Genomic DNA, 24,627 nt, shown 5'->3' on the forward strand with positions numbered 1-24,627 from the left:
AATGGGAGTACGGCGTAAACGAATGATCGTAGGTTTTCTTGCGTTATTAATGGTTTTCTCGCAGGGAATGCTGCCGGGGAAAGCGGCTGCAGAAGAAAGGAATGCCTCGGATTTAATACTAATGGAAAATGTACCTGAAGCAAGTCCAGAATTTGACGGAAATACGATTACATTAAATGCCCTACATCTCTATGATGATGGTTATTTTATGAAAACGGAGCAAAACCTAACCTGGAAATCATCTAACAAGAAGGTGGCAAAAGTTGATGATGACGGCAACGTTATGCTTACGGGTAAGCGTGGACGTACGTTTATCAGCGTTACTGATGGATCACACTCCGATCGAATTGCTCTTGATTACAAAGTAGACAAGTCTTCCAAAAAAGCGTCAAAAGCTAGACTCATTAAACAAAAAGGCAAGCAATACGATATCATCCAAAACGCAATCGATGGGATGACGATTGAAGAGAAAGTCGGTCAAATGCTTATGCCAGATTACCGGAACTGGAATGGTAAAAATGTGACTGAAATGCTTCCTGAAATCGAAGCGCAAATCAAAGAATACCATCTTGGCGGGGTTATTTTATTTAGAGAAAATGTCGTGACGACTGAACAAACAACGAAGCTCGTATCCGATTATCAGAAGGCATCTGAAAAATACGGCATGCTGATGACAATTGATCAGGAAGGAGGAATTGTGACACGCCTTCAGACTGGAACGGATATGCCTGGGAACATGGCACTTGGCGCAACTCGATCAGAAAGCTTAGCGCATGATGTTGGTCATGCGATTGGCGAAGAGCTTGAATCGCTTGGTGTGAACATGAACTTCGCGCCAGATATGGATGTGAACAATAATCCGGATAACCCAGTCATTGGTGTTCGCTCGTTTGGAGAAGATCCTGAGCTTGTGGCTGATCTCGGTATTGCTTACACGAAAGGGCTTCAGGAAACAGGCGTAGCAGCAACTGCAAAACACTTCCCGGGTCATGGTGATACAGCGGTCGATTCACATCTCGGTCTTCCAGAGGTTCCACACGATAAAGAACGTCTTAAGGAAGTCGAGCTTTATCCATTCCAACAGGCGATGGATGCTGGAATTGATGCGATAATGACAGCTCACGTAACTTTCCCGAAAATCGATGATACAAAAGTGATTTCTAAGAAGGACGGAACTGAAATTTCGCTTCCTGCAACTCTATCTCATAAAGTACTCACAGAGCTAATGCGAGAAGAAATGGGATACGAGGGCGTCATTACAACAGATGCGATGAATATGAAGGCGATTCAGGATCACTTCGGGTCAGTCGATGCAGCGATTCGAGCTGTAAAAGCTGGGACGGATATTGTATTGATGCCTGTTGGTCTTCCTGAAGTAGCTCATGGCTTGCTTGATGCAGTGGAGACAGGTGAGATTTCTGAAGAACGAATTGAAGCTTCCATTGATCGAATTCTTACGCTAAAAGTAAAACGAGGCATTATGAAATCGGAACATCCAGCTGACGTGAACGATCAAATAGAACGTGCGCTTAAGGTAGTTGGATCCGAGGAACATAAAGCGGTTGAACAGGAAGCAGCTAACAAGTCGATTACGCTTGTAAAGAACGAGAGTGTTCTTCCACTTGATCCCGATAGCGACGAGCACGTTGTTGTGGTCGGAAGAAGCTTTGTCGATTCACTTGGTGATGCCGTTAAATCTCATCATAATCACACTACCGTAATCTCAGCGAATTCTACCTATGAACTGACTGATGAGCAACGTGCGACGATAGATGAAGCAGATAAAATTATCATCGGGACGTATACGTACAGCGTAGGCACGCGATCACCGGATCATGCACAGATGAAGATGGTACAAAGCATTATGGCAGGTGCAGATGCTCCAGTAATCGCAGTCGGCATTCGCAATCCATACGACATCATGGCATATCCGAATGTTGATAGCTACATTGCACAATATGGATTTAGAACGGCAAGTTTTGAGGCAACTGCGGCGACGATTTTTGGTGGGAATCAACCGTCTGGTAAGCTGCCAGTTACAATACCCGGGGAAAATGACGATGTGCTTTATCACTTTGGTCATGGGTTAACATACTAAATTCATCATTTAAACGGGGAGGATTACGATGAAAAAGTGGTTGGTTATGCTGTTAACGTCTATTCTCATTCTGTCTTCATTATCCGTGGCGCTTGCTGATAACAAAGGAAATGGTAACGCTTATGGTCATGAGAAAAACAAGAAAAAATTCAAGCTTGGTGTGGAAGTCCTTTTAGATGAACAAAAAGCCTTGATCGAAGGGAAGAGCGTTGGACTGATTACGAATCCAACAGGGGTTGATCAAGATCTAACGAGTATTGTCGATTTGCTTCACCATGATCCAGATGTTGATCTTAAAGCGCTTTATGGTCCTGAACATGGTGTACGCGGGAGCGCTCAGGCTGGTCAATATGTCGAATATTATACTGATGAAGAAACGGGTCTTCCTGTGTACAGTCTCTATGGAGCTACCAAAAAGCCAACACCTGAAATGTTAGAAGGTATTGATGTTCTTCTATTTGATATTCAAGATGTTGGGACTCGTTTCTACACGTACATTTACACGATGGCTTATGCGATGGAAGCGGCTAAGGAAAATGACATTGAGTTTATCGTTCTTGATCGCCCGAATCCTCTTGGTGGGGAAGCGGTTGAAGGACCTGTTCTTGACGATGAGTACTCGTCTTTCGTAGGAAAATATGAAATTCCACTTCGTCACGGGATGACGGTTGGAGAGCTTGCGATGCTTTTCAATAAAGAATTTGAGATCGGTGCTGATTTAACGGTTGTTGAAATGGATAAATGGAAGCGTGATATGTATTACGATGACACGCCACTCGAGTGGGTGCTCCCATCACCTAATATGCCAACGCTTGATACAGCGCTTGTATATCCAGGGGCGGCATTAATTGAAGGAACGAACGTGTCAGAAGGACGCGGAACAACGAAGCCATTTGAATTGATCGGTGCTCCATTCATCAATTCCACCGAACTTGCAGCAGAACTTAACAGCCTTGAACTCCCTGGCGTTGATTTCAGAGCAGCATCCTTTACGCCTTCTTTTTCAAAGCATGCGGGTAAATTAACACATGGTGTTCAAATTCATGTTACGGACAAAGAAGCGTACAAACCAGTGAAAACCGGATTAAGTCTTGTAAAAACGATTCATGACCTATATCCAGAGGACTTTGAATTCCGAGCAGAAAATAGCTCAGGCGTCTCATTCTTTGACCTTCTCGTCGGAAACGGTTGGATTCGTGAAGCAATTGAAGACGGTAAAAGCGTTGAAGAGATGGAGCAACAATGGCAGGACGATTTAACGGAGTTTAACGAAATGAGAGAAGATTACTTGCTTTACTAACGTTATGGAAAGAGCACTTGTGACTACGTGTAAAGGGTTAATTCCTATACAAGACAAAAGACTCGTCAATTGACGAGTCTTTTAACTTTTTTTAGGAGCCATTAGAGATTTCATGCGCCAACTTCGGCAAGGTCTGGAGGGGGATGGCGAGACTCCTGCGGGATAAGCATGACAGGTGAGACCCCGGAAGGCGGAGCCTGAGGAGGCTCAGCGCATGCCCCGCGGAAAGCGAGTCATCCCCCGGAGGACCTTATCTCCACACAATTTGCACCCCAAATAGGGACCCTTTAGACGACGTGTAACAGTTGCTTTTTTTATAAAATGTAACAAAACTTCAGGAAAAGTATTTATTTAATAAATAAAACTTGATACACTAAACTTATTAGAAAATTCTTAAAAAAGGTGAGGGGGTTACAAGTGAACGGAGGATTAATTAGCATTCAAGAATCCATCACTTCTTTAAAACCGTCAGAACGAAAAGTCGCAGAGTATATCATCGATTTTCCAGAAGAAGTGATCAACCTGTCGATCCAGAAACTTTCCCAAAGGACAGAGGTGAGCGAAGCCACGATCATTCGTCTGGCACGCACCCTTAGTTACAAGGGATTTCAGGAATTAAAGCTTCGGATTGCAGGCGATCTTGCTACAAAGTATTCGAACAAGTCTTATCAGGAAATTTCGATTGATGGAACAGTGGATTCGTTCATAGCAAATGTATCAAACAACAACATTCAATCGATTAACGACACAATTTCCGTTCTATCGAAAGAAGAGGTCGAGAAAGCCATTGAAGCACTCGATCAGGCAAGGAAAATAGCGCTTTATGGTATCGGTGCATCTGGCTTAATTGCGCAGGATTTTAAACAGAAGCTCTCACGCATTAATCGCTGGTGTGAAGCGGCTGTTGATTATGATACGCAGGGCACAATTAGCGCAAACCTCGGTGAGCAGGATGTAGTGTTTGGCATCTCTTATTCAGGTCAGACGAAAGATATTATTGAATCGCTCCAAATCGCAAAAGATAACGGAGCGAAAGTGATTACGTTAACAAAATACGGTGCAAATCCAGTATCTGATCTAGCTGACATTAAGCTTTTCACAAGCTCGCTTGAGAAAAGCATTCGAAGTGGCGCGATGAGCTCCCGTATTTCTCAGCTAAACGTTATTGATATTTTGTATGTTGGCATAACAAGTCGCAATTATGACGAAAGCGTTGCGGCGCTTGAACGAACTCGAAAAGCAGTCGAGGATGTTAAAAAGCATGTGTGATGTGGATACATATCTGCGACAACTAGTCGATCAAAAGGAGCTTCCAGGAGCCGTTCTACATGTACAACATCACGGAAAGATAGTATTTCATAAGGCTTATGGTCACTATCTAGACCGTCATCAACAAGATTGTCCTATTACAACAACGACACAGTTTGACCTTGCCTCGCTAACGAAAGTGATGGCAACCCTTCCTTCAATTTTATGGCTGCTTGAGCATACGCCACTTGAACTCGATCAGTCCATACAAACCTACCTCAAAGACTATCAGCATCCAGAAGTTACAATATGGCACGCTCTTACGCATACAGCGGGACTGCCGGCAGACCTTGAACCTCCCGTTAAGCGGGAGGAACAAAGGGATATCCTTCAAGAAATTGTTCAATTACCATTAATATCGGAACCAGGCAAAAAGGTACAGTATAGCGATATCGGAATGATTTTACTAGGAAAAGTGATTGAAAAGATAAGCGGAATGGACCTTCCGACGTTCACCGACACCCACCTATATAAACCATGGGGCCTGACAGAAACAGCGTTCAATCCTTCTACGATGGATCATATTGCTTCAACGGAATGGTATAAGGATCATTACATTCAAGGAGAAGTACATGATGAAAAAGCGCTCCTCCTTGGTGGAGCGAGCGGAAGCGCTGGTCTCTTTTCGACTGCAAGTGATGTGGCGAAGTACGGTCATTATTTTCTTTACCCTGACAGCCAGGATGTACTATCGACAGCGCTAATGAAGCGTGCAAGGACTCATGTGGTAGGGAACAGAGGTCTAGGCTTTGAAGTATGGAGTGGAAATGGAGCACCACTTTCATGTGGAAGGAGGTGGTCAGAAGGAAGCTTCGGCCACACTGGATTTACTGGTACAAGTCTCTGGATTGATCCAAAGGAAGAACTCATTGTGACCTTCTTATCGAATATTGTTCATTACGGAAGGCAACACAATATGAAACAGATCAGGTCTCATCTTCATTCATTGATTTCAACTACATTAACTAAGGGGGAAACGTTTTGAAGAAAATGAAAGCGTTCATGTTTGTTGGTTTTCTAGCTTTTATTCTAGTGTTGTCCGCGTGTAGCTCACAAAGTGGTGGCAATTCAGGAGATTCAGAGGGAGAAGTTACGCTAACAATTGGCAGCTGGCGAACAGAAGATAAAGGAAGCTATCAAAAGGTGATCGACAAATTTAATGAAGAAAATCCTGACATTAATGTGGAATTTAAACCATCGAAGAATACCGAGTACAATACGATTCTAAATACTGCGCTTCAAAGTGGTGAAGGTCCTGATATTATTCACCTTCGTCCGTACACACCGGGTATTGAGCTTGCTGATGCAGGGTACCTTGAACCGCTTGATGGTCTAGAAGGACTTGATCAATATCCCGAAGAAACGCTCTCTGCTTCAAAAGGATCGGATGACAAGCAGTATGGCGTGCCACTGAATATTAGTACAACGCAAATGTTCTACAATAAGAAGATTTTCGATGATCTTGGACTAGAAGAACCACAAACGTGGGATGAGCTCAAGATGTTAAGCGAAAAGATTAAAGATGAAGGCATTACTCCGATTTCACTTGGAACAAAAGAAGGCTGGTTGCTGTCCCTTTCACACGGAATTATTGGACCAGCACATTATGGTGGTAATGAATTCGTGGATAAAATCACAGCTGGCGAAACAGATTTTACAAGTGACGAGTTCCAAAGCTCGATTGATGCAATGGACGAAATCAAACAGTTCTTCCCTAAGAATTATAAAGGACTAGGGATGGAAGATATTCGAACAATGTTCTTTACAGGCGATGCTGCGATGTTCCCACTCGGTAGCTGGGAAATTGAAGTGCTTCGCGAAATGAATCCAGAACTAGAGCTTGGCTTCTTCCCAATGCCATCCGCAGTTGGTAAAGAGCCAACGATCACAACATGGGTGGATGGCTCCTATGCGATCAATGCAAACTCTGAGCACAAAGAAGCCGCGAAGAAATTCCTGCAGTTTATGACAACAGAAGAGTTCGGCACGATGTTCACGGAAGAGTTTAAAATGATCAGCGCGATTCCTGGAATTGAGTCTGAAGATGAGCTTGTAAATGCGCTAGGTAAAGCGGTAGAAGAACAGTCAACACCATACATGATGCTTGTTCATTTCGCAGGTGGTAATCCATCGACGAAAGCTACGATTGAAACTGAGCTTCAAGGGATGTACCTCGGTGAACGTACACCAGAAGAAGTAGCGAACGCTGTACAGGAAAGCGCGAAGTCATGGTATGAACCACTACAGTAATTAAGGGGCGGAGAATATGAAACCAGCCATGAATTCAGATTCAGTCGTTAAATTAAAAAAACAGAGGAACTGGAAAAGGTGGACCATCCACCTTTTCCCTATTCCCGCCTTGCTTATTTATGGAGTTTTCGTCGTATATCCATTGTTTGCAGCACTTACATATAGTTTCTTTGATTGGAAAGGAATCGTGCGAGGGGAGTTTGTTGGATTAAAGAATTTTAAAGATCTGTTTACGCTTGAACCTTTTTCAGGCTTGTTCTGGAATGCCTTCGGTCACAACATTCTTTACTTCGTGCTTCAAATGATCTTCCAGAATGGGCTCGCCTTTATTCTTGCATATATTATTTATAAAAAAGTAAAAGGCTCTGAATTCCTGAAGATCGCATACTTTTTGCCTCGGCTATTATCGGTGATTGTGGTTGGTTTTCTATGGAAGCTTATTCTGAATCCGAACTACGGAGCGCTAAATGTGATTCTAGAAAAGCTCGGGCTCGAGCAATTGCAGAAAGCGTGGCTAGGTGATCCGGATACGGCTCTCATCTCCATTATTCTCGTAAACTGCTGGTATGGCATTGGTTTTGGTGTCCTTATTTTCCTTGCTGGTCTACAGTCCATTCCAAAAGAGTTATTCGAAGCAGGTAAACTCGATGGGGCAGACGGTTTGCCAATGATTCGAAAAATTATCCTTCCGTTAATGGTGCCTTCTTTCATGATTATGACGGTTCTTACGTTTATTCAGTCATTTGAAGCGTTTGAACTTGTGTATGCGATGCAAGGATCTCAAGGCGAACCGTATCACTCAACAGATACCCTCGCCATTTATTTCTATCGCCTTGCATTTGGTGGATCAGCTGGAGGATCAACAACAGCTGTCGGATTAGGATCTGCGCTCGCCGTTGTGCTGTTTATCTTTATTTCATTCTTTACCGCACTTTATCTACGATACATGCAGAAAAAACAAGTGGACATGTAAGGGGGGAGATTCTATGAATCATACAATCTGGACGAGACCGTTTTACTATGTATTTGCTTTCTTGATCGCATCAATCAGCATCTATCCGATTCTATTAATGATTCTGTCGTCATTTAAAACAAGCGCTGAGATTTTCACGAGTCCGCTAGCTTTACCGAAGACGTTCAACCTTGATACGTATCGAAACCTGCTTGAAATCATTCCGTTCACAACGTATTTCATGAACAGCGTTTTTGTTAGTGTTGTGTCTGTCTTATTAATTCTTATCACGTCGTCACTTGCAGCTTTCTACATCGCGCGTTTCACTTATGTATGGAACAACGTGATCTTCTTTTTCTTCCTTATGGGGATGATGCTACCGATCAAGCTTGGAATCGTGCCACTCTTCATTCTTATGAAGGATTTGAATCTATTAAACTCTCTCTGGTCGCTTATTTTTATGTATGTTGCTACAGGTATTCCACTTTCCATTCTCATTCTGACCGGATTTTTCCGCACAATGCCGCGTGAGCTTGAGGAGGCAGCGCGAATTGATGGGGCAGGAAACCTTCGTATTCTATGGAATGTCGTTCTTCCACTTATGAGACCTGCGCTCGGAACGGTGATGATTATTCAATTCATCCAGTCGTGGAACGATTTCTTCTTTCCACTTATCTTCATAACGGACGATTTGAAAAAGACGATACCAGTTGGCATGCTTTCGCTATTCGGTGAATACTCTGCAGACTGGGGAGCACTATTTGCAGGTCTGACGCTTGCATCACTTCCAATGATTGTCCTCTTTTTCATTGCTTCCAAACAATTTATGGAGGGACTAACTCAGGGTGCAATCAAATAAAAAGTACTACATCGGAATAGACGGCGGGGGAACGAAAACAGTTGGGCTCTTATGCGATGATGACGGTGTGATAGTGGCGAAAAGTACGGCAGGATCTACGAATCTGAAATCTCGTGAGGAAGTTGACGTGCGATCAGCGATTCAGCATGTCGTGATGGAATTGACTGATGGTTTACAAGATAGAGTGCTTGAAGGGATATTTGTCTCTACGGCTGGTGGAGATCGAGAAGAGGATCAAGTGAGATGGAAGAAATGGATTAAAGAAACGCTCCCATTCTTCACTGGTTATATCGAAGTGAAAAACGATGCTTATGGAGCCTTGGCAAGTGGCACATATACGACGGAAGGTAAGGTTTTAATTGCCGGAACAGGATCGATCGCGTATTCGATTAGCGGTGATGAGACAAGGCGTGTAGGTGGTTGGGGCTATTTATTTGGTGATGATGGCAGTGGCTATGATATTGGAAGACAGGCGCTTCGTATGGTGGCCGCGATGCATGATGGAACGGAAAAGCGGGATGAGGTGTTTGTGACAGAGGTGCTTTCTTTTCTACAGCTTACAAGCGCATCTGAAATGATAACCGCCATTTATGAAGATCCCTATCCTCGTATGAAAATCGCTTCAATCGCTAAAGTTGTGATTCTGCTTGCTGAACAGAAGAACCTGCCAGCGATGATGATTATGAACAAAGCAATGGAACAGTTAAATGAATTAACGAAGGCGATTGAAGGGGACGACGATAAACTCGTCGTTTGTGGTGGTCTTTTTCAATCAGAGTTTTTCAGGAGAAGCTTTGCTGAAATGAGAAATGAGAGGAAGTTGATGTGCGAGGTTTGTTATCCACTCCTCTCTCCGGCAGCAGGTGCGTGTATCTGTGCACTAATTTCGCGAGGTCGAGCGATAACAGATCAACAGAAAGAAAATTTACTGTCGTCTCACGGCAGCTAATAGAGTGGAGAGATGGAGATGACGGATGTGAACAGTTCGCCCAACACGGAAACGAGAAATGTTAAATCGGAGCGGCTTCATCAGTTTACGACGCTCGAAATCATCGAGCTGATGAATGAGGAAGACCAAAGCGTACCTGTCATTGTAAAAGGAGCATTGCCTCAAATTGAGCGTGTAATCGATTGTGCTGTAGCGGTGATGAAAAATGGAGGCAAACTCTTTTATTTCGGAGCTGGCACGAGCGGGCGTCTTGGTGTGTTGGATGCTTCCGAATGTCCTCCGACATTCGGCGTTGCAGCAGATCTAGTCAATGGAATTATTGCTGGCGGCGATCGTGCGCTTCGCTATCCGATTGAAGGAGCGGAAGACAGTAAGGAAACGGGAATAGAGGATGTTAGAAAGAACGTTACGTCGAACGATATGGTGATCGGCATTGCTTCAAGCGGTCGAACGCCGTATGTGCTTGGGGCTATTGAGGCAGCAAATCAGTTGGGCGTGCCGACTGCTGGAATTGCTTGTAATAATGGGTCAGAGCTTTCAACACTTGTCACGTATCCGGTTGAATTGCCAGTAGGAGCGGAAGTGGTGACTGGATCGACTCGATTAAAAGCGGGTACAGCACAAAAGATGGTTCTTAACATGATTACAACGGCGTCGATGATCAAGCTTGGGAAAGTGTATCAGAATTTGATGGTGAATGTGCAGGCTTCGAATGAGAAGTTGCGGAAGCGGACGGTTTCGATTATTCAGGAGTTGACTGGGGTTTCAGAACGTGAGGCTTTGCGGTCTAGTAAGGAAGCAGAAGGTGACCCTCGTGTTGCAGTGATTATGATTCTTTTGAAGGTTGGAGTGGATGAAGCGCAAGAAATGCTTGAGAAAAAGGATGGGAACTTTGCTGAGGTGATGAAGGGGCTTGAGAAGGAGTGAAAAAGGAGAGGTGAGGTGCGTTACCGATGGTATCACTGGTAACGCACTTCACCTCTTAATAAGGACACCAACACCAAAACATCCCCTGCAGGAGAGATCCTGCAGGGGGTGTGAATGTTCATATAAGTTACATCAGGTCCGCTGGTGATTCATCAAAGTAGAGCCAGTGAAAATATTCTACTTCCGCATCAGACATCCTTAGAACATCATCCCTGTTCATTGTCGTTTTGTCGCACAAAAGTTCAATAAATTGGTTTCGTGCTTGCTGGCTCATTGTAAATCCTCCCTGTATTTTAAGCGGTATGGTCGTTTTGTTAACCGCTTTCAATTTATTAATTTCATTATACATCTCATATTGAGATGATTCAAATACCGTTTTGAGATGTATTGCATAAAAACGATGTGAAATTGCTATGAAAGTGAGCGTAGGTTCAGGGAAAAATGGGCGAAATAAAAACACGCGTTCGCTTTTTGCTCTTTTATGTTGTGGATTTTTTCATAATAGGTAATAATTCACTTCTGTTTTCTGTTTTCTGTTTTGAATAGAGTCTGATGGGATGAATTTTTCTTGATAAACGATTGACTGTTTTTCAAAGGCTGTTTTCGTAACATTGTTGCGATAAGAGTGAGAGGGATTTCCGCTTCAGGATGCTCGCTTTCCGCGGGGCGGGCTGTGAGACTCCTCGGTGCACAAAAACATTGCGCCTGTGGAGTCTCACCTGTCCCGCTAGTCCCGCAGGAGTCGAGCACCCTTCCGCTCCAATCAGCTAAGTTTGGTTCTTTATACAAAAATGCTTTTACAAGCAACAATCTTTGAAAAAAGAGCCTTTCATAAACATTGTTGCGATAAGAGTGAGAGGGATTTCCGCTTTAGGATGCTCGCTTTTCCTTGGTGCGGGCGGTGAGCCTCCTCGGCGCGCAAGAACATCGCGCCTGCGGGGTCTCATCTGCTCCAGGATGCTCGCTTTCCGCGGGGCGGGACGCTTGAGCCTCCTCGGTGCACAAAAACATTGCGCCTGTGGGGTCTCACCTGTCCCGCTAGTCCCGCAGGAGTCGAGCACCTTCCGCTCCGATCAGCTAAGTTTGGTTCTTTATACAAAAACAAAAATTCTTTCAGAAGCAACATTTTTTGAGAAAAGAGCCTTTTCAAAAGACGACTTAAAGGGCTTCTGTGGCAGGAATTCAATCTATATAAGGGAAGTAGAAACAATGAAAGGAAGTGGAAGTCATGAAAGTAGATATGAGTGTAGATCAAGCAATGATAAAGGAAGAGTTGCTGTACGATCTAACGTTTGTTGGGGACCCGCAGTTGTCACCAGATGGGTGTTACGTTGTGTATGTTAAGAAAGTGATTACTGAGGAAAAAGAGTATGCTTCTAATCTTGTGCTTGTGAATCGTGCAACAGGAATTGAGAGTGATTTTACTTCAGGAGCTGGCAAGTTTAAAGATCAGTCACCACGCTGGTCACCGGACGGAAAGACGCTTGCGTTTGTTTCTGATCGATCAGGAAAGAATCAAATATGGCTCATTTCAACTGAAGGCGGTGAAGCACGTCAGCTAACAGAGCTGACAAATGGAGCTGTAGACCCTGTGTGGAAACCGGATGGTTCAGCAATTCTTGTGTTAAGTAAAGATGGAGAAGACGATGAGAACGATGTGAGGAAGCCGCTTGTTGTGAATGATTTGCACTATAAAGCGGATGGGAAGGGATTTCTCGATGGCAAGCATACACAGATTGTGCTTGTCGATGTGACGACAGGGACTAGAAAGGTAGAGGCGTTAACAGATGCTCCGTTCAATCATTCTAATCCTAGTTGGTCACCTGACGGAACAGGAATCGTTTTTGGAAGGAGTCGCTATGAGGAAGAAGGCTCTTATATGCGCTCGGATTTGTTCGTCCAGCAATTGGAGGATGAGGGAGAAGCGGAGCTGTTGAACGAAAAGGGTGGAAGCTTTCTTGCGCCTAAGTGGTCTCCTGATGGAAAGCGTCTTTCCTTTATTGGTCATTTTTTTGAGCATGAAGGGGCAACGCTAAATAAGGTCTGGACAGTCGATCTCGCTTCAAGGAAGTTTAAATGTTTAACAGAAGCGGTTGATCTTGAGTGTACGGATGTATTAATTTCTGATATGCACTGGGGAGGTGCTTCACCTGGTGGGATGTGGAATAGCGAAGGGACAGGTGTCTATTTCCTTGCAAGTGCAAAGGGCAACACAGGAATTTATTATGCTGGATTAGATTCCACAGTTCGACAAATATCGGGTGGTGACAGGCACCACTACGCTTTTCACTATGTGCCTAGTGTGAACGAAGCGTCTGTTGCGGTTAGTGATCCTGAGAATATTGGCGATGTTTCTACGCTCTCATTTAGCGATGATCATGTGAAGGAGCAGTGTATTTCTACTCGAAATGCTGAAGTTCTTCAGGGCTATGAGCTCTCTATACCAGAAATGTTTACATACCCGGGAAAAGATGGGGTGGAGATTCAGGGATGGCTTATGAAACCAATAGGTTTTGAGGAAGACAAGAAGTACCCTATGATTCTTGAGATTCATGGTGGTCCACATATGATGTACGGGAATTCATTTATGCATGAATTTCAGCTTCTTGCAGCTAAAGGATATGTTGTTCTTTATACCAACCCACGTGGAAGCCAGGGGTATGGGCAAGAGTTCGTGAATGGGTGCCGTGGTGATTATGGCGGTGGCGATTATGAAGATTTAATGACAGGTGTTGATGTTGCGCTTAAAAACTATTCCTTTATTGATGAAGAAAGACTTTTTGTGACAGGTGGAAGCTACGGCGGCTTTATGACGAACTGGATTGTCGGGAAAACAGAACGTTTTAAAGCAGCTGTTACACAACGCTCTATTTCAAATTGGCAGAGCTTTTACGGTGTTAGCGACATTGGCTACTTTTTCACAAAGTGGGAAGTAGGAAGTGATTTGGATGAGAATCCAGAAAAGCTCTGGCATCATTCACCATTAAAGTACGTTGATCAAATTCAAACACCTCTTCTAATTCTCCATAGCGTAAACGATTATCGCTGCCCAATTGAACAGGGTGAGCAATTGTATGTGGCTTTAAAACACCGTGGTAAGAAAACAAGATTTGTCCGCTTCCCAGATTCAGATCATAACTTATCACGAAGCGGTCATCCAGAACTGCGAGTTGAAAGATTAAAACATCTAGCAGGTTGGTTTGATACTCATTTAGGAGAATGAGAATAATACATTTTTCGACAAATACCGGGTGGTGACAGGCACTATTTCTCGGCTTGACGCTTTTCGTGAAAGATACTATACTATTAAAAATAGTTAAATAATATTAAAAACTCTTATCTAGAGTGGCAGAGGGACTGGCCCTATGACGCCCGGCAACCATCTCAATTCGTGAGAAAGGTGCTAATTCCAGCAAACGAGCAATCGTTTGAAAGATGAGAGGGAGTTCAGCGCTGCTGATTAGGATGAAATCACACAACTCTCTCTGTACTTTACAGAGGGAGTTTTTTTATTGGAAGGGGGATTTTCGAGGCAAAAGGGATTTTTATACTTTTATATTTTAGTGCTCAAACGCTTTACATTACTAGAAGATTCGGGAGGAGATTGAGAGATGAAGAAATCGTTCTACTTATTGGGTGCACTGATATTAGTTTTTTTGGCAGGTTGTTCAGGAAATGAGGCTTCTGGGGATTCTGAAGATGCCCCACTTAAGGTCGGGGTAACAGCTGGTCCGCATGAAGATGTGATGAACAAAGTAAAGGAAGTGGCAGCTGAAGATGGATTTGAAATTGAAGTGATTGCATTCAATGACTACGTGATGCCGAACACTGCTCTAGATGAAGGGGAACTTGATGCAAATGTGTTTCAGCATGAGCCGTATTTAAATGACTTTGTGAAAGAGCGAGGATTAGAGCTTTCAAAAGTAGCAACGACAATTAACTTTCCAATGGGCATTTATTCCGATCAATATGAAAGTCTTGATGAATTGCAGGAAGGCGACAAAGTCGGGTTACCAAACCATTCAACAGGCGAACCAAGAGCGCTTATGTTGTTTGAGCAAGCTGGCATTATTGAGTTAAAAGATGGCGTCGGAGTGAAAGCGACAATTAAAGATATTGAGAAAAATCCTTATAATCTCGAGTTTGTTCCATTAGAAGCTTCTCAGATTCCAAGACAGCTTGGTGAGCTTGCAATTGCAGCAATTAACACGAACTTTGCGATGGAAAGTGGACGTGTACCAAAAGAAGACTCGCTTGAGATTGAGCCAGAGGATTCTCCTTGGGTGAACGTGATTGCGACACAAACGGAGGACAAAGACGATGAGCGTATTCAGAAGCTAGTGGACTACTATCAATCAGATGAAGTGAAGCAGTTTATTCAGGACGAATTTAACGGCTCTGTTGTTGCATCTTGGTAATTTGGAAGAGGAGTGGGTGAGATGATTCGGTTAGAAAACATAACGAAAACGTATAAAAGCGGTGAAACGATAACGAAGGCGGTTGATGATGTTTCCATTCAGGTTGAAAAAGGGAGTATCTATGGTGTCATCGGATATAGTGGTGCTGGTAAAAGCACGCTCGTCCGGATGGTAAACCTACTGGAGCGACCGACAGATGGAAAAGTGTTTATTAATGACATTGAGCTCACGTCCTTGTCTACTGGAAAGCTTCAAAAAACGAGGCAGCGAATCGGGATGATTTTCCAATCTTTTAATCTATTGAAAACAGGGACCGTTTATCAAAATATCGCGATCCCGCTTAAGCTGACCGGTGTTCCGAAAAAAGAAATTAACGCGCGAGTGGATAAATATTTAGAGATCGTCGGGTTATCTGATAAGTGTGAGGCCTATCCTTCCCAGTTATCAGGAGGACAGAAGCAGCGCGTCGCCATTGCGCGAGCTCTTGCACATGAGCCTGAAGTGCTTTTATGTGATGAAGCAACAAGTGCGCTTGACCCAGATACAACAGAATCAATTCTGTCGTTGCTAGAACAAATTAATCGAGATTTCGGAATCACAATTTTACTCATTACTCATGAAATGCACGTTGTTCAAAAGATCTGTCATGAAGTCGCAGTGATGGAAAAAGGAAAAGTCATTGAGCAAGGCAGGGTAGTAGATATTTTCAGTAAACCTGCGACAAAGACAGCGAAACGATTCGTACAGTCGTTATTCCAGGATGAGCTACCAGAATCGCTTGTCTCGCGTTTAAAAAAACGTGGTCAAATCGTGAATCTTTCATTTATTGGGGAAAGCTCCGGCAGTCCTGCTCTTGCGCTCGTTAGTAAGAAATTCGACGTGTATCCGTCTATCTTAGCCGGGAATATTACGCAGCTGAAAGATCAGCCGTTTGGTAGGCTTGTTGTTCATTTGGATGGGGAAGCGGAAGAAACAGCCCGGGCTGTCGCCTTTTTAGAAGAAAATGGTGTCGTTGTAGAAGGATATGTTCAGGAGGTGGAAGCACATGTCAGCTAACGTTTCGGAATTCATTGATCTCTGGGGAGCAGATATTTGGGAAGCGATCATTGAGACATTTCAAATGGTGGGGATTTCACTCTTAATCTCGGTATTAATTGGCCTTCCATTAGGTGTACTTCTAGTTTTGACGCGACCAGAAAAAGCGCTCGAGAATAAATTTCTTTTTCGTTTATTAAATGCGGTCATTAACGTAATCAGGTCGATTCCATTTATTATTCTATTGTTTTTCATCTTACCTTTTACAAAAATGATCGCGGGCACAACAATCGGAGTGAAGGGTGTCATTGTTCCACTCGTGGTTTTTACGGCGCCTTATATTGCGAGATTGATGGAGTCGGCGCTACTTGAAGTGGACCGAGGTGTCGTTGAAGCTTATGAAGCAATGGGTGTGAAAACACGACATATCATTTGGCATGTTCTAGTAAGAGAATCTCGTTCCTCGATTGTGCTTGGGTTAACGATTGCAACCATCGGACTGATCGGAGCAACGGCAATGGCTGGACTTGTCGGCGCCGGTGGTCTTGGGGACCTTGCTTATCGATATGGTCACTTGCGGTATGAAGTAGATGTGATGTATGTCACGGTGTTCCTTCTAATTGTTCTTGTACAAGGGCTCCAATCGTTTGGAAATGTTCTCTCAGCTCGGTTGAAAAAGGATTAAAAAAAGGAGGAGTTAGCAATGGAACCTATACAAGTAAGAGCAACGCCAGGCTATTACGAGTGTCGTGTTGGTGTCCTTCAGGAGTTACCACGTCTTCTTCATGAAGGGGGATTTGAGAAAGTATTTGTGATTTCAGGCGAACGATCCTGGAAAGCTGCTCGGGAGTACTTCCCCGATCTGTCTGCTTATCAGGTAGCTTACTCAACATATAGCGGGGAATGTTCGGGAACGGAAATTGTAAGGCAAGCTGAATTAGCGACCATTCACGGTGCAGATTTGATTCTAGGCGTCGGAGGAGGAAAAGTTCTAGATGTCGCGAAAGCCGTCGGTAACGAAATCAATAAGGATGTTGGTCTCGTTCCAACGCTTGCCTCTACATGTGCAGCGACCACACCTCTTAGTGTGAAATACACAGAGGAGGGTGAATTTGTTACATATACTATTTTTCCAAGAAGTACATATCTTGTTCTTGTAGAGCCTGAAATTCTTTTGCATTCACCAGTCGCTTATTTGAGGGCTGGTATTGGTGATACGCTTGCCAAATGGTATGAAGCTAGAGCGTTAATTGAAGGGTTACCCTCAAAGCCTGTTCCCGTTCAATTAGCATATGAGGTAGCAAAAAGCTGCCGAGATGTGCTAGTTAAGGATGGTGAAAAGGCTGTTCACGATCAACAGAATGTTCAATTGAGCGATGCGTTTATTCGTGTGATTGAAACAAATCTTTTATCAGGAGGAATGGTTGGTGGTCTAGGTGATCGATACGGTCGAATTGCTGGCGCACACTCAATTCATAACGGGCTAACTCATGTTCAGGAAGCGCACACCTTCCTTCATGGTGAAAAAGTAGCTTATGGTATTCTTGTGCAGCTTGTGCTTGAAGGAGAGTGGGAAGAGGTGAGAGGCTTATTTGATTTCTATAAAGAAATTGGGTTGCCGCTCTCATTAGAATCTATTGGGGTTGAAGCAACAAATGTAGAGAGAGTAAGTCAGGTGATCGCAGACTACGCGACGAGAGAAGGAGAGTCGATTCACTTTCCTGCTTCTTCAGCTGTTAGAAAGGAGGAAGTGACTGAAGCGATTCTTGGATTAGAAGCATTGAAAGTTACGTTAAGCTGATCGGTTAAGATGCTATTATTAGACGTTCCTTCTTTCGACAAAAAGCGGGTGGTGACAGGCACCACCCCTCTCTTTCCCGCTTGACAGCACAACAATATGGTAGTATTTTATATTAATGCCGACTAAACTCATACGAATTATATATTTTAGTTTGACATTGAAAAAACTAAGGGGGAAACAGTATGAACACATTTTTAGTGATTGTGAATATTGCCATATTACTTGTTCTTATTGGTGTTTTAATTAAGATGCAGCAAAAGCATGTATCTTTTAGTAAGCGTGTTTTTGCTGGATTAGGGTTCGGTGTGGCGCTTGGCGTTTATTTGCAAGTTGTATTCGGAGCCGGTTCAGAGATTGTAAGCCAAACATCCGATTGGTATAGCATTGTCGGAAGCGGGTATGTTCGATTACTTATGATGATCGTCATTCCACTAGTGATGGTTTCGATCATTCAATCAATTACAAACCTTGAGAAAACGTCAGAGCTTGGCAAGATGTCAGGTTGGATAATTGGCATCCTTGTTTCCACAGCGATGGTGGCAGCTATCGTTGGTGTCGGAAGCGCGCTCGTTTTCGATTTAAATGCCGAGCAAATTGAAGCAGGTCAGGCGGAGCAGGATCGTGGAAGTTACCTTGAAGAAACGCTAGGTAGTGTCCAGGATATGAGTACGCCGGATAAGATTCTAGCTTTTATCCCCGCTAATCCATTTGAAGATATGACAGGTGCTCGTCCAACATCAACGATCGCGGTTGTGATTTTCTCGGCGATCGTGGGAATTGCTGCCCTTGGCGTGCGAAGAAAAAATCCTGAGCAAGCAGCTGTTTTCACAAAAGGTGTGAATGCTGTTTATGCGATCGTAATGCGTATCGTCACACTTGTGCTTCGCCTAACTCCGTTTGGTATCATGGGCTTGATGGCAACGACTGTCGCTCAGACCAATGTTGGCGGTATTCTTGAGTTAGGGAAATTTGTTCTAGCTTCTTATTTAGCGCTATTAGTTATGTTTATCATCCATTTGATTTTGATCGCAACAGGTGGTTTAAACCCGGTCACTTATTTGAAAAAGGTTCTGCCTGTTCTAACATTTGCCTTCACATCGCGTTCAAGTGCAGGTACGATTCCTTTAAACATCTCTGCACAGAGAAATAGTCTAGGCGTTGATGAAGGAACAGCGAACATGTCAGCCTCCTTTGGAGCAACCATCGGTCAAAATGGTTGTGCAGGCATCTATCCCGCGATGCTTGCTGTCATGATTGCACCAACAGTAGGCATAGATCCGCTTAGTCCTGGATTTTTAATTCAGCTTGTTCTGATCGTTGGAATTAGTTCGTTTGGTGTAGCGGGAGTTGGGGGCGGTGCAACGTTCGCAGCATTAATCGTTCTCTCATCTATGAACTTACCGGTCTACTTAGCGGGACTTCTCATTTCAGTTGAGCCTCTCATCGATATGGGACGTACGGCGCTCAATGTGAACGGTGCGATGACATCAGGTACGCTAACCTCTCGAATTCTTGGCAAGTTGAACCACGATAAATTTAACGATTCAAATGCTGTTGAAAGAGATATTGCTGTATAAACAATAGATTAAGCCTGCTTCGATTGAGAAGCAGGCTTTTTGATTTATTTACTTTATATTTACCGTTTAGTAGAGAAAAAGAAAAACCCCTGGAAATCGTCAGCGATGTCCAGGGGATTAGTCGTAGTAGTTGTATTTGGCTAGAGTCATTGATTATTCTCCTTCTATTTCTTAGTGAATTGACTAGCGGCGGTTAATGATTTCTTGTTCCAACACATAAAGGTTCTCCATGTTCGTTTCACCCTTTCCTTTCTATTGTTACTTTCAGTGTACGCGGAACCTACCCAAAATAAACCAGCCACAGGAATGGTTTTCAACTCAGTCCTAAGATGGAGCTTCCATGAGACTATTTTCATTTCGGTATCGTTCGACAAAAAGCGGGCGGTGACAGGCACCCGCGACTCGCCAGCGCAAAGAAGGAAGAGAGGTTATCACCGTCGAAAAGGAAAGGGACATCGACAGTACTGGGGGAGAAGTGTATGAAATGGGTAAGGCTGCTACTTGTGTTGATACTAGTGGTTGTTGGAACTACTTCGTGTGCGTCAGAGCCTACTGTTCAGCATGAAAAGACGGATACGATTCATCTCGTCCCTGAGGGATATGAAGGTCAGTTAATTGTCATTTATAACGTTGATGGAGCACCTAAATTAAAAAAGGAGAAAGGGTACACCATCATACCCTACCATGAGGATGGTACGTATTTAACATCTACGGAAGATATGGAATATGGGGCAGTGACCGATGAATTTTATTACGTGGATCAAAAAGATAAGCGATCCCAGATTGAACAAAACTGTACGTATCTTTTTCCTAACAGCGGTATTACCATTAAGGATCGGCGCCTACTCTATAGTGCTTATTATTTAACTCAGTCGCATTGTAGTGAACAGTTCTATGGAAGAGGTCCTGAGAATGCAGGCAATCGAAATGTTTATGCAAACGTAGAAGAGAAGTTGAGAGAAGAAGGAATGCTTGAATAATAGAATCGTTCCAAACAAAAGTTAATCAAACGTTTGTTTAACATAAAAAAGGAAGGCGCTGAGCTTGGATGCTCATTCTCCTTCCTTTTTGTTCGTTCATTCCCAAATGCGATTAACCGCTTTTAATTCCTCGCCCTCAAACGTTAACCGGTAAACGTCAGGCATATCAAGCTCTCTCCAGAAAGAAACATCATACTGATTGTTAAAATAGCTCATGGTCAATACCATAAGGTTACCGTGAGTGCCGATTGCAACGCTTTTTCCTCTATGTGTATGTAACACTTCTTTAAAAGCCTGAACGCCTCTTAGACGAGCTCTTTCATTCGATTCTCCTCCAGGTAAATGGAATGCTTCATCACGCCAAACAGCTTCAATTGCCTCATCAAAATTCTCCACTGGCTCTTGTGCGAGAATTCTCTCTTTAAACTCTTCAATGAGCTGTATTTCTAGCCTGTTATCCTTGGCAATACCCTCCACAGTTTGAATAGCCCGCATATACGGACTTGAGAGAACTGCATCGATTTTCACGTTTTTCATTACGTTTGTCAGTCGCTCTTGATCCTCTCGCCCTTTCTGTGAAAGTTCCCTTCCATATTCATCCGGTGTATACGTCGAATGAGCATGGCGGATTAAATAAATGTTGGTTTCCTTCATTATAATACTTCACCTCATTAATGTAGTGGGGGTCAGGTACGCACCTGACCCCCAATGATCACCCTTGTCAGCTGCGTTCGGTTCTTAACGCCTGTTTTTTCATAAATTCGGCTCAGGTGCTTTTTGATGGTCACTTCGCTGAGAGAGAGTTCATCTGCGAGTTTTGCGTTTGAATAGCCTTGGATAACGAGTGTTACAACTTCTTTTTCCCTTGGTGTGAAGCCGTAATGATCTAGTGGCGTTTCTGTTAAATTAACGCCGATCGCTTTAGCGAAGGATTCGAGGTAAAGTGGCAGGCGCGAATTTCTTAAATCCAGTTCATAAGTTTTTGATGGTCGTGATGGTCCATAGTCAAAATGCTTTGCCTCGGGAACTTCCTTGAAGCGAAATTGCTCTAATAACTTTTGATAGAATGTGAGTGGTGTTGACGCTATAAGAATTCCTTCAGTTAGAACTAGTGGGAGAAGGTGATAAAGAAGCGCTTTTCGATCCTCACTTCGTTCGCTATCTGTTACACCAAGATAACGAATAACCCAACCAGATGGTTTGGTTACAGCCATAATCCGTTTTTCTTCAACAGGAGGCAGTCTTTTGAAATAACTTCGTGTGACAGGACTTCTTTTTAAATTTGGAAGTGTTGTCGATTGGATCGGAATGAGAAAAGCCATTCCAGTAACATTTCCTTCACGGTTACGGAGCAATTTAACGTGTTGTATACCAATTGCTTGGATCATTTCTTTCGTCAAAAAGGCGTACTCTTGATTGTCCTTCGTGAGAGAGCGTTCTGCTAAATAAGGTTCTATATGTGGCCAATCTTTCTCACTTGCAGAGGACAAACTGTAAGTCGAAAGGGATTCAGGATCAAACGGAGCGGCTTGCATCATCTGTTCACCAAGCAAATAGAAGAACTCGCTAATTTCTGATGAATCCATTAGTCTGTCATGATCGAAGAATGTACGACAATACATAAGTGCTCGCTTCCAGAGCTGATGATAATAAGCTGGTTTTCTACGTTGGAGATCATCTCTCATAGCTCTTTGGAAGAGCGCATTAAGTTTCCAACCGGATTCTGTCTCTTCGAAAAAAGAAAGCGAAACGAGCGCTTCAAAATCATGACGGGACATAGGATGATCGAGCATCACTTCAATTTTTTCTTGTTGGATGTATCGACCGATTGAGGCAACCTCAATATATGGAAGAAGTCGGTCATCATCTAACTCACTGAGCCACTCCTTCACAACAGTACGATAAATAGACTGTTCGTCATTCGAGTTCCACTCGTTTGTTTGTTGAAGTTTTTGAACACAGAGCGAGAGGGCATAAGGGTTTCCTGTTGAGAACTGCCAGGCTTTTTTGATTAATTCTGGTGCTAGTGTTTGAAAGGCAGAATCAAACTGCCCGATACTAAATCCTTTTAACTCAATTGAACGTATAAAAGGGTACCAGATCGACGCTCGCCAGGAATCATTCAACGACTTGCGTCCGCAAAAAATGAGGATGGTTGTCGATGGTAACGATGGGAGAAACGACTGTCTGAACCACTCATCAAGTGTTTCAAATCGCTCATAAGAGTCAATGGCAATAACAAACTTTTTCCCCTGTTTTTCAAGATGTTGAATGTGCATTGTAATGGCTTCAAGTGTTGAAACATATGGATTAGATGCACCCATCTGTTCAAGTAGTGCTTGCAAAAAAGCAGCGGGTTCCGCTTTTGAATACTGGGCATTTACAAGATAGAAAACCACTTCTTTTCTAGTCGCTTCACGCTGATAATGTATAATTAATTCACTTTTTCCTGTGCCAGGTTGACCGAATATTGATAAAATACCACTTCCATTACGATCAAGTAATTCGGAGAAAATAGCTAGCTCTTTCTCTCTCGTTAGATTAAATGGAAAAGATTTGATGGAGTTGTCGTTTATTGAAGGTTCTGGAAGCATATATCCTATCACTCTCCGATGCATAATATTACAGATAAACGTATAAGTACTATACTTTCGTATACTACCATGGTATTCCTGCTTTTGATAGAATAAATTAATAACTATTCAGAATTAATAGAATAAAGGAGGGAGATTAGTGGAAGCAGGGAAGCAGAGTCAAACGCCTCGTAAAACATCAAGCGGGATGGAAGAAAACATCGCAGGACTGTTGACCTATACTCTTGGATTCATTACTGGTATTCTTTTTCTACTTATTGAAAAGGAAAACAAGTTTGTGCGTTTTCATGCTATGCAATCGATTGTCGTGTTCGGCTCGCTATTCGTTGTCAGCCTTGTATTAAGTGTCATTCCCGTCATTGGAACTATTGCTTCATCTCTCCTCTTACCACCGCTAAGTATGATTGTATGGATCGTACTGATGGTAAAAGCGTATCAGGGTCATCTGTATAAGCTACCTTTTGTTGGCGAATTTTCTGAAAAGCAGCTTGAGAAAATAAAGTAAAAGAAAAACCGCATTTCCCCCGATAAGGAGGAATGCGGTTTTCGCTTATTGTTTTGTTAACTCATGGTCAACCACTTGCTTTAGGTAGTCCATCACTTCTTTTTGTAGATCTGGACGGTTAAGAGCGAAGTCGACTGTTGCTTTGATGAAGCCGAATTTATCACCAACATCATAACGCTGGCCTTCAAACTCATGAGCGAAAACAGCTTGTTGTTCATTTAGCACTTTAATCGCGTCAGTAAGTTGAATCTCTCCACCAGCCCCTTTAGGGAGATTCTCAAGAATAGAGAAGATTTCTGGCGTTAGAATATAACGTCCTAGAATGGCATAATTAGAAGGTGCTTCTTCTAGGGAAGGTTTCTCAACAAGTGATTTAATCGGAATAATGCCATTATCGATTTGCTCACCTTTTGGAGAAATAATACCGTATTTTGAAACAGCTTCATCAGCTACTTGCTGAACACCTACGATTGAAGTGCGATAGCGATTATAGCTATCCATTAGTTGGCCGATACAAGGCTGTTCGGATTTGACGATATCATCTCCAAGAAGAACAGCGAAAGGCTCATTCCCAATAAAACGGCTTGCACAATTAATGGCATGTCCAAGTCCTTTCGGCTCTTTCTGGCGAATGTAGTGGATGTTCGCAAGGTTAGAGATTTGCTGGACTTCTTTTAACATTTCATTCTTTTGCTTCTTAATTAGCGTTTCTTCAAGCTCGTATGATTTGTCAAAATGATCCTCAATGGCACGCTTACCACGTCCACTTACAATAATAATGTCTTCTATTCCAGCTGCAACAGCTTCTTCTACAATATATTGAATCGTTGGCTTGTCCACGATTGGTAGCATTTCTTTAGGTTGTGCTTTAGTTGCTGGTAAGAACCTTGTTCCCAGACCAGCAGCCGGTATGATCGCCTTCCTAACTCTCATGTTGAATCCTCCCAGTAACTAAATAATTTTCACCGTATTAAGTGCTTACTAATATTAACATATTTCAAGACTTCTTTCCTGCTTTTTCATATTAGGTACAAGAAGCATAGGGCCTATTCGCTTATGAAATAAAGGTCTATC

General features: G+C 43.1%; 21 protein-coding genes and 1 riboswitch. Of the genes, 17 read left to right on the forward strand and 4 right to left on the reverse strand.

Translation table 11 applies throughout. The annotated features are described in order from the left end of the window. The first annotated feature begins 1 nt into the window (after position 1). The 9 genes from FBF83_RS09715 to murQ all read left to right on the forward strand — a co-directional run bounded on the left by FBF83_RS09715 (position 2) and on the right by murQ (position 10,643). Positions 2-2,098 (forward strand): glycoside hydrolase family 3 protein, encoded by a 2,097-nt coding sequence (locus FBF83_RS09715; protein WP_136946953.1) that lies wholly within the window; start codon positions 2-4, stop codon positions 2,096-2,098. Positions 2,099-2,126: 28 nt separating this feature from the next. Next, on the forward strand, positions 2,127-3,398 hold the full coding sequence (locus tag FBF83_RS09720) for an exo-beta-N-acetylmuramidase NamZ domain-containing protein (protein ID WP_136946954.1): 1,272 nt from the start codon (positions 2,127-2,129) through the stop codon (positions 3,396-3,398). 417 nt (positions 3,399-3,815) lie between these two features. After that, complete coding sequence (locus FBF83_RS09725; RefSeq protein ID WP_136946955.1) at positions 3,816-4,667, forward strand: MurR/RpiR family transcriptional regulator; 852 nt, start codon at positions 3,816-3,818, stop codon at positions 4,665-4,667. A gap of 1 nt (position 4,668) precedes the next feature. After that, a complete protein-coding gene (locus FBF83_RS09730) occupies positions 4,669-5,691 on the forward strand; it encodes a serine hydrolase domain-containing protein (protein ID WP_240688045.1) in 1,023 nt (340 codons plus the stop codon). 5 nt (positions 5,692-5,696) lie between these two features. Continuing rightward, a complete protein-coding gene (locus FBF83_RS09735) occupies positions 5,697-6,956 on the forward strand; it encodes an ABC transporter substrate-binding protein (RefSeq protein WP_136947166.1) in 1,260 nt (419 codons plus the stop codon). Positions 6,957-6,972: 16 nt separating this feature from the next. Next, complete coding sequence (locus tag FBF83_RS09740; RefSeq protein ID WP_136946957.1) at positions 6,973-7,929, forward strand: carbohydrate ABC transporter permease; 957 nt, start codon at positions 6,973-6,975, stop codon at positions 7,927-7,929. A 13-nt stretch (positions 7,930-7,942) separates the two neighbouring features. Continuing rightward, positions 7,943-8,767: a carbohydrate ABC transporter permease gene (locus FBF83_RS09745; protein WP_136946958.1), complete on the forward strand. Its 825-nt coding sequence runs from the start codon at positions 7,943-7,945 to the stop codon at positions 8,765-8,767. Further along, positions 8,754-9,716, forward strand: a complete 963-nt coding sequence (locus FBF83_RS09750) for an N-acetylglucosamine kinase (protein ID WP_136946959.1) — start codon at positions 8,754-8,756, stop codon at positions 9,714-9,716. The genes FBF83_RS09745 and FBF83_RS09750 overlap by 14 nt, the downstream gene beginning before the upstream one ends. Positions 9,717-9,734: 18 nt before the next feature. Beyond that, positions 9,735-10,643 (forward strand): N-acetylmuramic acid 6-phosphate etherase, encoded by a 909-nt coding sequence (murQ, locus tag FBF83_RS09755; protein WP_136946960.1) that lies wholly within the window; start codon positions 9,735-9,737, stop codon positions 10,641-10,643. Between the two features lie 127 nt (positions 10,644-10,770). Here murQ and FBF83_RS20835 read toward each other — a convergent pair whose 3' ends face one another. Further along, complete coding sequence (locus tag FBF83_RS20835; protein WP_169525321.1) at positions 10,771-10,917, reverse strand: BH0509 family protein; 147 nt, start codon at positions 10,915-10,917, stop codon at positions 10,771-10,773. 954 nt (positions 10,918-11,871) lie between these two features. Between FBF83_RS20835 and FBF83_RS09775 the strand changes: the two genes are divergently transcribed. The 7 genes from FBF83_RS09775 to FBF83_RS09805 all read left to right on the forward strand — a co-directional run bounded on the left by FBF83_RS09775 (position 11,872) and on the right by FBF83_RS09805 (position 20,454). Beyond that, complete coding sequence (locus FBF83_RS09775) at positions 11,872-13,866, forward strand: S9 family peptidase (protein WP_136946964.1); 1,995 nt, start codon at positions 11,872-11,874, stop codon at positions 13,864-13,866. Positions 13,867-13,976: 110 nt separating this feature from the next. Continuing rightward, a riboswitch (SAM riboswitch) is annotated at positions 13,977-14,085 on the forward strand. Between the two features lie 169 nt (positions 14,086-14,254). Continuing rightward, positions 14,255-15,061, forward strand: a complete 807-nt coding sequence (locus FBF83_RS09780; RefSeq protein WP_136946965.1) for a MetQ/NlpA family ABC transporter substrate-binding protein — start codon at positions 14,255-14,257, stop codon at positions 15,059-15,061. 21 nt (positions 15,062-15,082) lie between these two features. After that, the gene (locus FBF83_RS09785) at positions 15,083-16,117 is read left to right on the forward strand and encodes a methionine ABC transporter ATP-binding protein (RefSeq protein WP_136946966.1); all 1,035 of its coding nucleotides are present in this window, start codon (positions 15,083-15,085) and stop codon (positions 16,115-16,117) included. After that, positions 16,107-16,781 carry a methionine ABC transporter permease gene (locus FBF83_RS09790; RefSeq protein ID WP_136946967.1) on the forward strand — a complete coding sequence of 225 codons (675 nt, stop codon included), beginning with the start codon at positions 16,107-16,109 and terminating at the stop codon, positions 16,779-16,781. The genes FBF83_RS09785 and FBF83_RS09790 overlap by 11 nt, the downstream gene beginning before the upstream one ends. Before the next feature lie 18 nt (positions 16,782-16,799). Then, complete coding sequence (locus FBF83_RS09795) at positions 16,800-17,897, forward strand: iron-containing alcohol dehydrogenase family protein (RefSeq protein ID WP_136946968.1); 1,098 nt, start codon at positions 16,800-16,802, stop codon at positions 17,895-17,897. Between the two features lie 182 nt (positions 17,898-18,079). After that, a complete protein-coding gene (locus FBF83_RS09800; RefSeq protein ID WP_136946969.1) occupies positions 18,080-19,474 on the forward strand; it encodes an L-cystine transporter in 1,395 nt (464 codons plus the stop codon). Between the two features lie 479 nt (positions 19,475-19,953). Next, positions 19,954-20,454: a DUF6843 domain-containing protein gene (locus tag FBF83_RS09805; RefSeq protein WP_136946970.1), complete on the forward strand. Its 501-nt coding sequence runs from the start codon at positions 19,954-19,956 to the stop codon at positions 20,452-20,454. A gap of 96 nt (positions 20,455-20,550) precedes the next feature. On the opposite strand, the gene FBF83_RS09810 is transcribed toward FBF83_RS09805, so the two are convergent. Then, the gene (locus FBF83_RS09810) at positions 20,551-21,108 is read right to left on the reverse strand and encodes a histidine phosphatase family protein (RefSeq protein ID WP_136946971.1); all 558 of its coding nucleotides are present in this window, start codon (positions 21,106-21,108) and stop codon (positions 20,551-20,553) included. A 32-nt stretch (positions 21,109-21,140) separates the two neighbouring features. Beyond that, on the reverse strand, positions 21,141-23,048 hold the full coding sequence (locus tag FBF83_RS09815; RefSeq protein ID WP_205665316.1) for a LuxR C-terminal-related transcriptional regulator: 1,908 nt from the start codon (positions 23,046-23,048) through the stop codon (positions 21,141-21,143). A gap of 139 nt (positions 23,049-23,187) precedes the next feature. Here FBF83_RS09815 and FBF83_RS09820 point away from each other — a divergent pair, with 139 nt between their 5' ends. Further along, positions 23,188-23,553: a DUF4870 domain-containing protein gene (locus FBF83_RS09820; protein ID WP_240688046.1), complete on the forward strand. Its 366-nt coding sequence runs from the start codon at positions 23,188-23,190 to the stop codon at positions 23,551-23,553. A gap of 45 nt (positions 23,554-23,598) precedes the next feature. Here FBF83_RS09820 and galU read toward each other — a convergent pair whose 3' ends face one another. Beyond that, a complete protein-coding gene (gene galU / locus FBF83_RS09825; protein WP_136946973.1) occupies positions 23,599-24,486 on the reverse strand; it encodes a UTP--glucose-1-phosphate uridylyltransferase GalU in 888 nt (295 codons plus the stop codon). Positions 24,487-24,627 lie beyond the last annotated feature (141 nt).

Origin of the sequence: Guptibacillus hwajinpoensis (assembly GCF_005144865.1) — a bacterium.
Taxonomy (GTDB): Bacteria; Bacillota; Bacilli; order Bacillales; family Guptibacillaceae; genus Guptibacillus; species Guptibacillus hwajinpoensis_A.